This window comes from Saccharibacillus sp. WB 17 (assembly GCF_008634075.2).
GTDB classification, from domain to species: Bacteria; Bacillota; Bacilli; order Paenibacillales; family Paenibacillaceae; genus Saccharibacillus; species Saccharibacillus brassicae.
The window spans coordinates 32,436-47,040 of record NZ_VPFK02000003.1 but is presented as its reverse complement, the minus strand read 5'-3'; the positions used below and the strand labels follow the sequence as shown (position 1 = coordinate 47,040).

The 14,605-nt window shown below is 56.2% G+C and carries 14 protein-coding genes; all 14 read right to left on the bottom strand.

Features of this window, described 5'->3' with window-relative positions; all coding sequences use genetic code 11:
• Nucleotides 1-250: 250 nt before the first annotated feature.
• Nucleotides 251-1,201, bottom strand: coding sequence for an endolytic transglycosylase MltG (locus tag FTE24_RS00790; RefSeq protein WP_150230837.1), 951 nt, complete (start codon nt 1,199-1,201; stop codon nt 251-253).
• Nucleotides 1,201-1,776: a DUF2802 domain-containing protein gene (locus FTE24_RS00785; protein WP_150230839.1), complete on the bottom strand. Its 576-nt coding sequence runs from the start codon at nt 1,774-1,776 to the stop codon at nt 1,201-1,203. The genes FTE24_RS00790 and FTE24_RS00785 overlap by 1 nt, the downstream gene beginning before the upstream one ends.
• 14 nt (nt 1,777-1,790) lie before the next feature.
• Nucleotides 1,791-2,102: a hypothetical protein gene (locus FTE24_RS00780; protein WP_150230841.1), complete on the bottom strand. Its 312-nt coding sequence runs from the start codon at nt 2,100-2,102 to the stop codon at nt 1,791-1,793.
• A 60-nt stretch (nt 2,103-2,162) separates the two neighbouring features.
• Nucleotides 2,163-3,566 carry a FapA family protein gene (locus FTE24_RS00775; protein ID WP_150230843.1) on the bottom strand — a complete coding sequence of 468 codons (1,404 nt, stop codon included), beginning with the start codon at nt 3,564-3,566 and terminating at the stop codon, nt 2,163-2,165.
• Between the two features lie 76 nt (nt 3,567-3,642).
• Entirely contained in the window at nt 3,643-4,431 is a 789-nt protein-coding gene (locus FTE24_RS00770; RefSeq protein ID WP_141449415.1) for a FliA/WhiG family RNA polymerase sigma factor, read from the bottom strand.
• A gap of 2 nt (nt 4,432-4,433) precedes the next feature.
• Nucleotides 4,434-4,775 (bottom strand): hypothetical protein, encoded by a 342-nt coding sequence (locus tag FTE24_RS00765; RefSeq protein ID WP_337189997.1) that lies wholly within the window; start codon nt 4,773-4,775, stop codon nt 4,434-4,436.
• Nucleotides 4,776-4,897: 122 nt separating this feature from the next.
• Nucleotides 4,898-5,395: a chemotaxis protein CheD gene (locus FTE24_RS00760; RefSeq protein ID WP_141449413.1), complete on the bottom strand. Its 498-nt coding sequence runs from the start codon at nt 5,393-5,395 to the stop codon at nt 4,898-4,900.
• Complete coding sequence (locus tag FTE24_RS00755; protein ID WP_150230847.1) at nt 5,388-6,014, bottom strand: chemotaxis protein CheC; 627 nt, start codon at nt 6,012-6,014, stop codon at nt 5,388-5,390. The genes FTE24_RS00760 and FTE24_RS00755 overlap by 8 nt, the downstream gene beginning before the upstream one ends.
• 3 nt (nt 6,015-6,017) lie before the next feature.
• Entirely contained in the window at nt 6,018-6,479 is a 462-nt protein-coding gene (locus FTE24_RS00750; protein WP_141449411.1) for a chemotaxis protein CheW, read from the bottom strand.
• 132 nt (nt 6,480-6,611) lie between these two features.
• Complete coding sequence (locus tag FTE24_RS00745; protein ID WP_150230848.1) at nt 6,612-8,699, bottom strand: chemotaxis protein CheA; 2,088 nt, start codon at nt 8,697-8,699, stop codon at nt 6,612-6,614.
• Between the two features lie 29 nt (nt 8,700-8,728).
• The gene (locus tag FTE24_RS00740) at nt 8,729-10,213 is read right to left on the bottom strand and encodes a chemotaxis protein CheB (protein ID WP_150230850.1); all 1,485 of its coding nucleotides are present in this window, start codon (nt 10,211-10,213) and stop codon (nt 8,729-8,731) included.
• A 33-nt stretch (nt 10,214-10,246) separates the two neighbouring features.
• Complete coding sequence (locus FTE24_RS00735; protein WP_150230853.1) at nt 10,247-11,143, bottom strand: MinD/ParA family protein; 897 nt, start codon at nt 11,141-11,143, stop codon at nt 10,247-10,249.
• Complete coding sequence (flhF, locus tag FTE24_RS00730; protein WP_337189999.1) at nt 11,140-12,528, bottom strand: flagellar biosynthesis protein FlhF; 1,389 nt, start codon at nt 12,526-12,528, stop codon at nt 11,140-11,142. Before flhF ends, FTE24_RS00735 begins: the two co-directional genes overlap by 4 nt.
• Before the next feature lie 38 nt (nt 12,529-12,566).
• Entirely contained in the window at nt 12,567-14,600 is a 2,034-nt protein-coding gene (gene flhA, locus FTE24_RS00725; protein ID WP_141449406.1) for a flagellar biosynthesis protein FlhA, read from the bottom strand.
• Nucleotides 14,601-14,605 lie beyond the last annotated feature (5 nt).

Genomic DNA, 14,605 nt, shown 5'->3' with positions numbered 1-14,605 from the left:
CCATACACCTCCTATGGGTTTGGTTTTTTTGATGTACCTCCGCCGAAATCATCTTCCATGGAGACTCTGCCCTGGGCAAAGCACCTTCCACAAAATCAATCAGCGTGTGTTTTAACACCGTTTTCTAGTTTATCATAATGAATTGCGCTGCGCAATCCCCAACAGCATTATTTAGGCGCGAAAACCATTTTTGCGACCGAACGCAAAAAAAGCCGCGGCTTCCAGACGAAGTCGCGGCTTTTTCGGCAGTCTATTCTTTTTTAGGCGTCGAGATTTCCTGAATGATCTCTTCGTAGGAATCGCCGGGCTCGAACGAATAATCGCCGACCTGCAATTTCGCGGTCACGCCTTCCTGCGCGGCAAGGCGCTGGAAAGCGGCGGCGTCTTCGACGATACCCGCGCTTTCGAGCGCGCGCGACACCGTTTGAAGATTCATGCCGCTTTCGATCTCGAACAAAACGCGGGAATTTTGCTCGGCTGCCGACTCCTGCGGCTTCAGGCTGCCGGAAGCGGCCGGTTTGGCCGGTTCTGGCGCCGGCTGCTCGGAAGGAGCCGGGTTGGCTGGCTTCGCAGGCGCGGCAGGCTCGCTTGCGGCCGACGAAGACGGCTTGGCCGGCTGCGCCGTCGCTTCGGCGGCAGGCTTGCTTGCAGCCGGCTTGTCGCCGGTATTCGGCGCTTCCGCAGGCTGGGCCTGCGGCTTGGTCGGCGCTTCGGCCGTAGGCGCGCTGGTCGTCGGCGCTTTCGTGGTCGACGCTTTGGACGCAGGCGATTGCGCGTTGGCAGACGGCGCGCTATCGCTTTGAGGCGCGGTCGTCGTCGGGGCGACGTCGGAATCCTTATTCGCCGGAGCCCTTTCGGTATCCGGGGCGGCTTCCGAAGTCGCTTCGGGAGTCGTCGCTTCCGAGTCCGTTCCTGCCTCGGGAGCCGTTTCCGTATCGGAAGCCGGCTCGGTCGCCGGAGCGTCGGCTTCGTTGCCGGCAGCAGCCGGCGTGCCGGTGTCGGCGGCCGGGTCCTTCTCTGCGGGTTCGTTCCCGGCCGGAGCCGTGTCCGTCCCTTCCTGCTGCGTCCGGGTGTCTGGCTCCTCCCCGGAGGCGGGCAGCGCTTCGCGTCCCGTCTGCGCCAACAGCATCAGCTGCAGCAGCAGCGCGCCCATAATGATCCCGATCCCCAGTCCGAACATAAACGAGCGATTTTTGAACACTACGCTTCCTCCCTTTTCGCCAACCGCAAAATCAGCTGGATCTCGCCTCGCTGGAGCCCTGTCGCTTTGGCGATGGCGTCCACCGATTTGCCCTGATCGTGCAGCTCGAAAAGCTGAGGGTAGCGGCTGCGCACGGAATCTTCCGGCTCCGCTTCAAGTTCGGGTTCCGGGGCGGGCGCGGCCGCCGCAGGTTCGCCTGCCGGCTGAACGAAAGCGTCCCGGGCGATCCGCATCGTCGCAAGCGGCGCTTCGATAGCGGACAGCTGCTCGATTTTGGCTTCGTGTTTGCCTGTCGTGCGTTCCATTTCCGACAAGCGGGTGCGCATTTCCCCGAGCTGCTCTTGCAGCGACAGCTGCTTGGCCCCGGTCTCCTGGCGGATTTGCACCAACAAGTTGACGAGGTCGTCGTTTTCTTTTTCCATTTCGGCCATGTACTGTTCGAGGGTTTGTTCCACTTCTTTTACGACGCGATCGCTCCCGGAAGAGGCTTTGGACGCCGATGCCTTCGGAATGAGAAAGGCATACACGACGGCCGCAGCTCCGAGCAGAACCACGTAAAGCCAGGCATCGTTCATCTCAGTTTCCTTTCTTACAGCGACAAGTCTAGATGTTTTCCTTTGAAAGGATGGGGCGCGGCCGCAAACCCGGCTTCCGCTTCTTCCCGTTCGCGGCTGTCGTCGGAACCGGACTCGTGCGACGCGGCTCCGTGTCCGTCCTTGCGGACTTTCGTATCGGCCGCTTCCGCCGTCGGCGCGCTTCGGTGACGGGCGCGCTCCAGCTCAACGTTCGCCCGCTCGGCAATCTGCATCTGGTCAGTCAAGGGACGCTGAAGCTGTTCATGCTGCATACGGCTCGTTTCCGGAGCGCGGTGAACCGCCAATTGAACTTCGATTGCTTTCATCATGAAGCCCCCTAATCGCTTGTGCATTCGATTCAAACGTCAAAAACCGCCAGCGAACGCTCAGCGATTTGCGGACATGACGATATCGCCTTCCTGATATTGAAAAGACACCCGAGATGCCGTTTCCTTCAGAAATTTGGTGTAACGACCGATAACAACTTTGGCGCCTCCATAAATCGTATCGTTCACGACGACACGCGCCCGGCTCGCATCTTCCAAAATGTGTTCGATTTCGAAGATCCTTTCTTTGACGTCGGCCCGGTTTTTTTCCTGCTGCCGCTTGGTCACACTCAGTTTGGCGCGCAGCGCCAGCTTGTCGGCGTTCAACGTGCCGGCCTGTGCCATTTGATCCAGCATCCCGAGCGCCTGCGTCGTTTTTTGGACATTGTCCGCGGCTTCGCGCAATTTGTTATGTAGGTCCGCCAATTCGTTGCGAAGATTCGGCAGAACGCCTACTTCGATTGCTGTGGCCGTCGCCATCGTGTTCCCGATCGTTCTGGCCGTCACGCTTTCACCCGCCTGGACATGCCCGCCGACGATCAATCCTTTGGTACCGCCGCAAATGACGTCTTTTCCGGCTCTTACTTCGGAATGCATAATGCTCTGCGAGACGAAGATCGTATCTCCGGCTTCCACGTTGCCGTCCTGAATAAACGAACTTTTCACGTTCATTCCGGCTTTGACGATGCCTTTATGGTAACCGATAATTCCACCCGTAATTTCGATCGAGCCTTCGGCAAACAATTCGGCGCCTTCGACGCCTCCCTGGACCCGGATGTCTCCGGCCGCTTTGACGCGGAATCCCGGCAGCACGCTGCCCCGGATCACGACGGTGCCGACGAAATCGACGTTGCCGCTGCTGTAATCCACGTCGCCGTGCACTTCATATACGGTGAATACGTTGATTTTTCCGTTATCCGTCCGACTGACCATGCCTTCGATCGTCGCGTACAGCGATGTATGATTTTCGTCCGTCACGACGTTTTTTCCGACTTTGAATCGAACTTCCTTGCCGGGTTTGAACGGAGCTTCTTCTCCGGTCACCGTGGTGCCCGACGTTCCCGGCCGGGAAGCATGCCTGCGGGCCAACAGCTGGCCTTTGCCCACGTTTTTGAGACGGATCAATTCTTTGTAGTCGACTCGCCCGTCTTCGCGTTCCATCGGTCTGGCTTCGTCTTCTTGTTCAAACATGAATTCGATGTAACCATCTGTGCCATCGATCGGCGCAAGCCCTCTGGCAACTTCAAAGTCTTCAAAAGCGTACGTTTGCGGCGAGGCAACGAATGCGGCGATAGAATCCTGCAGCAGTCCGAACCGGACATCGTGATCGTGCAAAAATTGGTTCAAACTCTCTTCCGTACAAGCAAAGTCTTCTTCCGCTTTCAAGAAACGCAAACGGGCCGACATTTTGGACGGCTCGAATACGACGGCAAGATGCCGGTCCAACGCCAGATGTTCAACCACGGATAACTCCCCTTTCGGATTCCCCAACTTTCCCTATCCAAGACCAGAATCCCCCCGGTCTTTTGTCGCTTTGGTCTTACCGATCCTGCATCAACAGGCTCTTTTGCTTGTCCAGCGTTCCGCGCAGACGCAAAATCGCTTTGGAGTGCAGCTGCGAAATACGCGAAGGAGACAGCGACATGACTTCCGCGATCTCGCTCAGCGACAAGTCTTCGAAATACAGCAGCGAGATGACGATCCGCTCTTTTTCGGTCAGCTTGTCGATCCCTTTCGCCAAAGCTTCCTTCAAATAAAACTCGTTCACTTTGTGATCGGGATTTTTGGCTTTTTCGTCGACCAGCACCGAAATCCGGGTCTCCGATTCTTCATCGCGGATCGGATCTTCCAGCGAAACGAGCGACATGACCGATACGTCCTGAAGCATCTGCTGGAATTCTTTTTCGGAAATGCCCAAAAACTCGCTCATCTCCAGGTCCGAAGCGCCCCGCATATTTTCCTGTTCCAGCCTTTGGTAAGCTTCCTCGATCTTTTTCGCTTTTTCCCGCACCGACCGAGGCACCCAATCGCCTTGGCGCAGTCCGTCGAGAATCGCGCCCCGTACCCGCCAGGAAGCGTAAGTCTCGAATTGCAGTCCCCGTTTATAATCAAATTTTTCGATTGCGTCGATTAGCCCCATGACCCCGTTGCTTGCCAGATCGTCCTTGGACACGTTTTTCGGGAGTCCCACCGCCAGTCGCGAAGAGACGTAATCGACAATGGATAAGTGATTCTCGATCAGTTTCTTCTTGGCTTCGATATCGTTATGCTCTTTCCAGCGAATCCATAAATCCAGGTGGTTCAACTGACCGGATTTGCGTTCATCCATTGTTATCTCCCTCCTTCATCTTCTGTGAGATGACGTACGGCTTTCGCCAGTTCTTCGGGATCGTTATCTTGCGTCGATACCAACTTTGGCGGATTGAGCGGCTTGAATCCGCTTGCCTGTGCCGTTCGCTCGTCGGTCATCCGAGTCTGATCCGCGTCCGGTTTTAACAAATCGTTTAATTCGTCGCTTTCATCGGGCGTTACCAGATCCAGCCTGGATCCCCGCGTATCCTCGCCCGGAATGCCATCCGGCGCAGAAGAGCCGCTGCCCTGATTTTCTTTGGGCAGCGGCTCAAGTGCTCCGAGCACGATGCGAAAAAGAAACGCCAGGAGAAACCAGACCAACGCTCCGACGCCTCCCCGAATCAAACTGGTTACGGGGAGGTTGGTTCGGACCGCGAATAAAAAAGTAACTACAAATCCGATCAAAGCGAATATCAGATTTACTCTTATGGTTCCCTTCATCGCTACAATTCCTTTACCCCTTTTTGAACGCTGCGTATGGTCAAAATCCCCGTTTCCGAACTGATTTCAATCGTTCGGCCGTAATTGGCTCCCGTATCTTCGGCAAACAGCGATATGCCCAGTTTCTTGAGCATCTCTTTGCACGACTCCACGTTGCGCGGACCGATACGCATCGTGTCTCCGCTTCCGGCAAACGCGAACATCTGCGCCCCGCCGGCCATTTTGGCGACCAGCCGCCGTTTGGAAGCGCCCAGATCGACCAAACGGTCGACCAGCGCCGGCAGGGCCGTATCCGCATACTTGGCAATATTGATTTGACTTTCGCGAGCGATGTCCGACGTAGGCAGCATGACGTGAGCCATGCCGGCCACTTTGACCTGCGGATCGTACAGTGTCAAGCCGACGCAGGAGCCGAGTCCCGTGGTACGAAGAATTCCGGAATTCCCGACTACGTTGAGATCGGCCATGCCGACTTTGACCAGATTTTGTCCGTCAGTCATTGTCGAACGGAACTCCGAGCGCCGTAAAGATTTTGTTGAACGATTCCGGATCCGGGATGAGGAAAAATTGTCCCTCAACCTCATCATTGCCTTGTACAAATGTGGTGTCGATCAACAGCGCCGCATCGCCCATCTCTCCGAACTGGATCATTCCGTAGCTTAGAATCGCCCCCGCCATATCCAGCGCAAGCGCAGGAACGGTAGGCGACATCGCCAGATTCGTAAAGTCGGCCAGGGAAGACAGATAAGAGCCGGCCAAAATATTGCCGATTTCGCCAAGAGCGGACTGCTCCATCTCCGACAGTTCCAGTCCTTCCGTCGGCACGAAAGCGCCGAGACGGCGCAGGAGCGACTTGCCGGCTTCCGGCGCCATGATGTAGAACAGATTGCCCGGAGCGTCTCCTTCGACCCGGAAAAAGACGGTCAGCACGATTTTTTCCGCGCCGCCCACCTTGTCCGCAATGTCTTCGAACGGAAGAAGCTGTACTTTGGGTACCGCCATGTCGATCGGTTTGTTCAGCAGCTGGGATAACGCGGTGGCGGCATGACCGGCGCCGATATTGCCGACTTCCTTCAGTACGTCAAGCTTGAAGCCTTCCAGTTTCGAATAAATTTCCATCGCTTAATCCTCTAACTGTTCGAGGTGGGCTACTTCACCGCGATTCAGCACTTCCGCCAGATTCAACATGATCAACAAACGATCTTCGCCGACTTTGGCCACTCCGTCCAAATACTTTGCTTTGACTCCGCCGACGACTTCCGGAGGCGAGTCGATGTTATCGCGGTCGAGATCGACCACGTCGTTGGCCGCATCGACAATAAAGCCGACTTCCATATCGCCGACAGCCACGATAATAATCCGGGTCTGATCGGTGTACGTCGTCTCTTCCAGGTTGAACCGGCCTCTCAGGTCGATGACCGGAATGACCACGCCGCGCAAATTGATGACCCCTTTGATAAAGGAGTACGTTTTCGGTACGCGCGTAATCGGCATCATGCGCTCGATCGTGCGCACTTTATCCACGTCGATACCGTACTCTTCATTACCCAATGCAAACACGATTACCTTAATTTGTTCTGCCACAAAAAAATCCCCCTTTATTGGGCCTTGGCCCTTGACCGCGTTAACGATTCCGTTGGCGGCTTTCCTCCGTAATTCTGAATCCTACGCAGGCTCGAAACGTAAGTCGAACCCGGCCAAACGGCCGGGATTCGATTATTTGATCAGCGCGTTCGGATCGAGAATCAAAGCCACCTGGCCGTCCCCGAGTATCGTAGCGCCGGAAATCCCCGGAACTTGAGGCAGGTATTTGCCCAGGTTCTTGATGACGATTTCGTTTTGGCCGATGAACGAGTCGATGGCCAAAGCCGCCAGACGATCGCCTTTGCGAATAACGACGATCTCCGTTTCTTCTTCATCCTCTTCGTTGTAATCCACGGCGTCGAAGAAGCGGCTCAGCGACATAAGAGGAATATGGGCATCCCGATAAGGAATCAGTTTGCTGCCGTGCACGTTGCGGACCTGTTCTTTGCGGATGATGCCGGTCTCCACGATGGAAGACAGCGGGATCGCGTATTTCTCCGAACCGAGACGAATCATCATCGCGGAGATGATCGACAGCGTCAGCGGAAGCTGGACCGAGAACAGCGTGCCTTGGCCGAGCGTCGACGTCACCGCGACGTGACCGCCCAGGGAAGCGATTTTGGACTTGACGACGTCGAGGCCGACGCCGCGTCCGGAAATGTCGGAGATGACTTCAGCCGTGCTGAAGCCCGGAGCGAACAGCAGTTGATAGACCTGCTCGTCTGTCATCGAACGCGACTCGTCTTCGGTCACGACGCCTTTTTTGAGCGCCGAAGCCAAAATCTTGTGCCGGTCGATGCCTTTGCCGTCATCTTCGATTTCGATAAAGACATGGTTGCCGCTGTGGAAAGCGCGCAGATTGACGGTACCCGTCTCCGGTTTGCCCGCAGCTACCCGCTCGGCGATCGATTCGATGCCGTGATCGACCGAGTTGCGCAGCAGATGGACGAGCGGATCGCCGATCTCGTCGATAACGGTACGGTCGAGTTCGGTCTCGGCTCCCGTGATGACCAGATCGAGCTTTTTGCCGAGCGACTTCGCCAAATCTCGCACCATGCGCGGGAAGCGGTTGAACACCGTATCGATCGCGACCATCCGCAGCTTCATGACGATGTTCTGCAAATCGCTGCTCACGCGGCCCATATGCTCGACCGATTCGGTCAGTTCCTGGCTTTTGATTTCCGTGGCCAGCTGTTCAAGCCGGACCCGGTCGATCAGCAGCTCGCTGAACAGATTCATCAGCACGTCGAGACGTTCGATATCGACGCGGATCGTCCGCGAAGGCGCGGCAACCACTTTTTTGGCGGCGGCCGGTTTGTCTTTGTCGGCAGCCGCTGCAGGTGCCGCTTCCACAGCTGCGGCTTCGGTGACGGCCGGCGCTTCGTCTTCGACGTCCGCTTCGAGTTTCTCCGCCAGTTGGCTCAGCGTATCCATATCAATCGAGACCAATTTCGCGTCTTCGATTTCCGACAGGTTCAAAATCATCGACTGCAGTTCTTCCGGATCTTTTTCGGTGATGAAATAAAGCGAGAAACTGCGATCGAATTTCTCCTGCTCGATTTCCTGAACGGACGGATGGGACTTGACGACTTCGCCGCTTCGTTCGAGCAGATCAAAGACCATATAGGCGCGAGCCGCTTTGAGTTGACAATCCTCCCGTATGGAAACTTCGATATAGAGTACCCGATGTCCTGCCGTGAGCGATTGTTTGAGAATGGAATGTTGGAATTCGTCCAGCTGGATCTGTTCTTTGGAGATGGGAACGCCCGAAACGGCGTTCGGGGACGCCGGAGCCGAAGCGTCTGCGGCCGCAGGCGCCGATCCTTCGCTGCTCGGCACTTCGCCGCGCACGATCGACTGCAGGGAAGCGACGATCGCCGTAACGTCCGCTTTGCCTTCGCCGCCCTGCGTGATGTCTTGCACCATCGCATCAAGTGCGTCGAGACTTTTGAACAGCGTGTCGAAAATGAAGTTTTGCATTTTCAGCTTGTCGTTGCGCACCAGATCGAGCACGTTCTCCATCTGGTGGGTCAGTGCGGCCAAATCTTCGAATCCCATCGTGGCCGCCATGCCTTTCAACGTGTGCGCGGAGCGGAAAATAACTTGCACGATGCTAATATCCTCGGGGCTGCCCTCAAGTTCCAACATTTTTTCGTTCAACGATTGCAGATGATCATTCGACTCATCAATAAACATAGATAGATATTGATTCATGTCCATTGCGAGACACCTCCTCCATTAAAATGCAATTAAGATTTCACGACCTGATTTAATTTTGTTGCAATTTGCGGCAGAGGAAGAAGGTGCATGACACAATTCAATTCGGCGGCGGAACGAGGCATGCCGTAAACGACGCACGTCTCTTCGCTTTCTGCAATCGTGGTGGCAATCCCCGAGTCGTACAGCTTCTTCATTTCTTTGGCCCCATCGCTGCCCATGCCGGTCATAATGACCGCGTGCCGGCGAACTTCGTTCATCGGCAGCAGCGAGTCGAACATGGCCCCGACGGACGGCTTATGGCCGTTCTGCGGCGCCGCGTCGGACAATTCGATCGAGTATTGGCCGCTTCCCGCACGTTTGACGAGCAGATGCTGGCCGCCCGGCGCGATGTAGGCCGTTCCTTTGCGCAGCGGCATCCCCTGCTGGGCTTCGACGACTTCGAGCTGGCTGAGCGTATTCAGGCGCTGGGCCAGCGAATGGGTAAATTTGGGCGGCATATGCTGCACGATGACGATCGGAGCGGGGAACGAAGCCGGAATGTTTTCCAGCAGTTCCTTCAGCGCTCTCGGCCCTCCGGTCGAGCAGCCTACCGCGACGATCTGATCGATCGAGTCGCCGGCGGAAGGCCGCGAGAAGGTCGGCGCCGGAGGACGCTCGGACGTTTTATCCGGCGCTTTCCGGTCGAAGGCCGGCGTCTTGGCTGCCGCAGGCGGAACCTGCAGCGGCTTTTTCGCCGGAGCCGCGGAGAACTCGCTTCGAGGCTTGTCCGCCGGAGCCGACGGGCGCACATTCGGCGCGCGTTCCGGCTTTTTCTCTTCGCGGGGAGCCGAAGGGCGGGCAGCCGCAGGAGGTTGCCCTGCGGGCATTCCCGCGTTTCCTTTTGGCATCGCGGCGCCGGAACGCGGCGCCGTGTCCGTGACGGAGGACTCGGGGCGGCTTCGGTCCGCAGGCGGCGGAGCCGCGATCTTCGGACGCGGCGTCTCCGGAGCTCGTTCTTCCGTCGGACGCGCTGAAGTGCCGGAAGCATCGGCTTCGGGCGGCTCGGGCGCGGCCGCTTGTTCCGGAAGCGCGCTGGAAGCTTTCGACGGAAGCGGCTTGTCTTTTCTCCAGGTGGAGTCGTGAACGGCCGCATGCAGCTGGCGAAGCAGCGCTTCGCCGACCGCTTCGATATCCTGCGAGTTCGAGACCGAAGGCTTGCGGATAAAATCGAACGCGCCCGCTTCCAGCGCCATGATCGTCTCGCGCATGCCTTCTTCGTTGATTCCCGACAGCATGATGACCGGCAGCGGGTATTCGCGCATGATGACCTTAAGCGATTCCAGTCCGTTCATTTCCGGCATCTCCACGTCCATCGTGACGATGTCGGGTTTGATTCTCATAATTTGCTCGACGGCTTCCCGCCCGTTTGTTGCCGTATCGACAACGGAGAACGATACATCCCGTTCGATCAGGTCCGATACGATTTTACGCATAAAAGCGGAATCGTCGACCACAAGCACGCGATATGGCGCCATACCTTCAACTCCTGTTCGGTTCCAGAATCAGTTTCACCGTTTTAATAATCTGCTCACAAATCCCTTGATCCCTTTCGGCGAATCGGCTCGAACTTGCAAGGTGTTTTGCGTGTAACGAACTGCCAGCTCTTGGATGTCTTTCGAAGCCTGACTGTTTGGAAACCGGATAGAAAAAGGCGTCTGCTTCTTGACCGCCTGGCTGACGTGCGGGTCGTCGCTCACATGACCGAGAACCGGAATGTCCAGCTGCAAAAATTTTTCGGCCACAAGCCGGATCTTGTCCGACGTCTGCTGCGCTTCCCGCCGGTCGGAAGCCCGATTGACGACCAGCCGAAAACGGGCGGAATGCTCCAGATCGTGCACGACTTTGATCAGCGCGTAAGCGTCCGTAATCGCGGTCGGTTCCGGCGTCGTCACGACGATGCATTCGTCGGAAGCGGTAATGAACCGAATCGTTTCCTTGGATAGACCGGCTCCGGTATCGAACAGAATATAATCGAGATCGTGCGCGATTTCTTCGATCTGCTGTGTAAAATAGAGCAGATCTTCGTCCGAAAGCGAAAACAATTCGGCCATGCCCGACCCTCCCGCAACGAAAGGAAGCGAGTTCGGCCCCAACTGGATAATCTCGCTCATGTTTTTTTCCCGCTTCAACAGATGGAACAAATTGTACCGGGCACGGACGCCCATCAGCACGTCGATATTGGCCATTCCGATATCGGCGTCGAACACCAGCACTTTTCGCCCCAATTTTTGCAGTTCCAGCGCGAAATTCAAAGTGAAGTTCGACTTTCCGACGCCTCCTTTGCCGCTCGTGACCGCTATGATATGCGCGGTTTTGCCGGATGGATCGGAAGGGTCTCCCTGTTTGGCCGGATCGGTTCTTAGCGAGGTGATCAGCTCTCTGAGCGCCGCGGCCTGGTCACTCATAGGCTCTGTTCTCCCAACAGAAGGTCCACGAGGAATTCTCCATCAGGAAGCAGCAAATCGTCCGGCACGTTTTGTCCGTTCGTGATGTAAGAATACTTGAGTGGGTAGCGATAGAGCAAGCTAAAGATACTGCCAAAGCTTCCGGTCTCGTCGGCTTTGGTAAAGATCACTTTGTCCAGTCGGTATTGATTGAAGTTTTCGGTAATTTCGGCCATGTCCATCTCTTTGGAAGTCAGACTCAAGACGAGATACGTTTCGCTGCGTTCGACCGGAGCGATCAGCGCCTGAAGTTCGGACACGAGCATCTCGTTCCGGTAATTCCGGCCGGCCGTATCCATCAAAATCAGGTCGCAGTGTTCCAGCTTCTGAAAGGCACGCTGCAAGTCTCCCGGCGACTGCACGACTTCGAGCGGCACGTTGAGAATCGACGCGTAGGTCCGAAGCTGTTCGATCGCGGAGATGCGGTACGTATCGGAAGTAATGAAGCCGACTTTCCGTTTCTTTTTGAACATTTGTTCGGCTGCCATTTTGGCAATCGTCGTCGTTTTGCCGACTCCGGTCGGACCGGCGATATACACGATTTGCGTCTCCGGGTCGATTCCGCCGCCTTCCCGCTCGGAAGCGAAGCGGCGGATTTCCCGCTTGAGTTCTTCGTCCGAAGCGTCGGAGAAAGGTTCGCCGTCCTGGCTGCGGATACTTCCGAGCCATTGTTCGATCAGCCCTTCGTCCACCTGGTTTTCGCGCAGACGGCTCAGCATCTGTTCCAACGGCTCCGGCATGTGTTCGGTTTGGCTTTTCTCTTTGGATAGCTTGTCGATCATGAGGCGCATCTGATGCAGTTCTTCGTACAGGCGATCTTCTTTGCCCTGCACTCGCTCGCCCTGATACTCTCGGATGCTGCGCTCCAACTGGCGCTGCTGTTCGGCTTGAACGACAGGCTGGGGAGCTTCGAAAACGGCCGCTGCTTGCTCCGGGGCAGAAACGGAGTTCATACTCCCGTTAAAAGGATTATCGGAAGATAGGGCCTCAGGTTTTATACGAAGGTTCTCCAGACCCTTATCCACGGCTGAAACCGTGACGTTTTTCCTAGGTTTGGACTCGTTTTGATCGGTCTGCGGCTCGGTTTGCTGCGAACTGGAAACTGTGCTTGCTTTGCGGTAAGCGCCGGCTCCGGCGCTTCTGGGCATTGTAGAAGGCACGGCCAGAGGCGTTTCGACCGGAACGGCTGTTGCCCGTTTGGGCGGCGCTTCTTTTTTGTCGCTTTCCAACGCGGCGACGACTTCCAGCCTTTTTTTGCCGAACAAGCCGAACACACCGCCTACCTTCGTTTCTTTCGTGCTGAGAATTACCGCGTCCGATCCGAGATCGGTCCTGATTTTCTGCATCGCTTCGATCATCGTCTCTACTACGTAACGCTTCACGATCATAAGTTCACCACTCCGACACTTTGAATTTCGACGCTCGGTTCAAGCTCGCTGTAAGAGAGCACCGGAATGTCCTGCATCGTGCGTTCAATGATTTGGCGCATGTACATGCGGATCGTCGGTGAAGCGAGCAGAATCGGCTGTTGACCGGATTGAACGGCCCGGTTCACCTGTTCAGTAAGTTTCTGGTACACGGCCTGCGTCGATACCGGATCAAGCGCCAGATAACTGCCCTGATCGGTCTGCTGCACGCTTTCGGCGATTTTCTTTTCCAGATTCGGCCCGACCGTTATGACGCGCATCGTCTCCCCCTGCTGTGTAAACTGCTGCGTAATTTGGCGGGAAAGCGCTTGTCGCACGTATTCCGTCAAAATGTCGGGATCTTTCGTGTACGTGCCGTAATCGGCCAGCGTCTCGAAAATGGTCACCATGTCGCGAATCGAAATCTTTTCTTTGAGCAGCTTGACCAGCACTTTCTGAATATCGCCGATCGCCAGCACGGAAGGAATAAGTTCGTCGACCAGCACCGGATAGCTTTCTTTCAAATTGTCGATCAAAGCTCTCGTCTCCTGGCGGCCGAGCAGTTCGTGCGCATGGCGCTTGACCAGTTCGGTCAGGTGCGTGGCAACGACCGAAGGCGGATCGACCACCGTGTACCCCGACAGTTCCGCGCGTTCTTTGGTCGCTTCGTCGATCCACAGCGCCGGAAGTCCGAACGCGGGTTCCATCGTCTCGATGCCGGTGATGCTCTCGTCGTCGAATCCCGGGCTCATCGCCAGGTAATGATTCAGCAAAAGTTCTCCGCGGCCGACCACGTTGCCTTTGATCTTGATGACGTATTCGTTCGGGCGCAGCTGGATGTTGTCGCGGATCCGGATAACCGGAACGACGAGACCGAGCTCCAGCGCGCACTGCCGACGAATCATGATAATCCGGTCGAGCAGGTCGCCGCCCTGCTGCATGTCCGCAAGCGGAATCAGGCCGTAACCGAATTCGAACTCGATCGGATCGATCTGCAGCAGGCTGACCACGCTCTCGGGACTGCGCACCTCTTCGATCTGCTGTTCTTCTTCCTGCATCTCTTCCGCTACCTGCTTCTTGTTCAGGTTAGCCTGCATGCGGCGCGCCGCAATGAACATGAGCGCCGAAAGCGGAAGCGTGGAAAACAAATGGATCGGAGTCAGAAAGCCCAGCAGCGCGATGGCTGTAGCCACGATGTAAAGCAGTTTCGGATAAGAAAACAGCTGGCCGACCACGTCGTCCGCGAGGTTGCCTTCGGAGGTAGCTCGTGTCACGATCAGGCCCGAAGCTGTCGAGATCAGCAGCGCCGGAATCTGGCTGACGAGACCATCGCCGATCGTCAGGATGGAGTAGGTCGACAGCGCGTCGCCGAATTCCATGCCGTGAATGGTCATACCGATAATAAACCCGCCGACCAAGTTGATGATCAGCAGGATGATGCTGGCGATCGCGTCGCCTTTTACGAATTTACTCGCACCGTCCATTGCGCCGTAGAAGTCCGCTTCGCGCTCGATTTTAGAACGTCTTTCACGCGCCTGCTGTTCATTGATCAGGCCGGCGTTCAGATCGGCGTCAATGCTCATCTGCTTGCCGGGCATCGCGTCGAGCGTAAAGCGCGCCCCTACTTCGGCTACGCGTTCAGAACCTTTGACAATAACGATAAATTGAACCGCAACCAAGATCAGGAAGACGATAAAACCGATCGCGATCTCTCCGCCTGCGACGAATTCGCCAAAGGTCGCGACAACGGACCCCGCGTCGGCCTGGCCCAAAATCAGTTTGGTCGTCGAGATGTTAAGCGACAATCGGAACAAAGTCGTGATCAGCAGTAGCGCTGGAAAGATGGAAAACTGCAGCGCTTCTTTGGTGCTCATGGCGAGCAGCATGATCAGCATCGCCACCGCGATATTGATAATGATCAGAATATCGAGCAGCCAAGTCGGAATCGGCAGAATCATCATCAAGATGATCCCAAGAACGCCGGCAAGAATGACTATGTCCGTTTTCTTCATAATTT

What these genes read in the sequence shown, in the direction of transcription:
- FTE24_RS00785 (WP_150230839.1), bottom strand. Translation starts at nt 1,776, where the DNA reads ATGAACGATGCCTGGCTTTACGTGGTTCTGCTCGGAGCTGCGGCCGTC.
- FTE24_RS00770 (WP_141449415.1), bottom strand. Translation starts at nt 4,431, where the DNA reads ATGGATGAACGCAAATCCGGTCAGTTGAACCACCTGGATTTATGGATT.
- FTE24_RS00760 (WP_141449413.1), bottom strand. Translation starts at nt 5,395, where the DNA reads ATGACTGACGGACAAAATCTGGTCAAAGTCGGCATGGCCGATCTCAAC.
- FTE24_RS00755 (WP_150230847.1), bottom strand. Translation starts at nt 6,014, where the DNA reads ATGGAAATTTATTCGAAACTGGAAGGCTTCAAGCTTGACGTACTGAAG.
- FTE24_RS00745 (WP_150230848.1), bottom strand. Translation starts at nt 8,699, where the DNA reads ATGGACATGAATCAATATCTATCTATGTTTATTGATGAGTCGAATGAT.
- FTE24_RS00735 (WP_150230853.1), bottom strand. Translation starts at nt 11,143, where the DNA reads ATGAGTGACCAGGCCGCGGCGCTCAGAGAGCTGATCACCTCGCTAAGA.
- flhA (WP_141449406.1), bottom strand. Translation starts at nt 14,600, where the DNA reads ATGAAGAAAACGGACATAGTCATTCTTGCCGGCGTTCTTGGGATCATC.
- flhF (WP_337189999.1), bottom strand. Translation starts at nt 12,528, where the DNA reads ATGCAGAAAATCAGGACCGATCTCGGATCGGACGCGGTAATTCTCAGC.
- FTE24_RS00740 (WP_150230850.1), bottom strand. Translation starts at nt 10,213, where the DNA reads ATGGCGCCATATCGCGTGCTTGTGGTCGACGATTCCGCTTTTATGCGT.
- FTE24_RS00780 (WP_150230841.1), bottom strand. Translation starts at nt 2,102, where the DNA reads ATGAAAGCAATCGAAGTTCAATTGGCGGTTCACCGCGCTCCGGAAACG.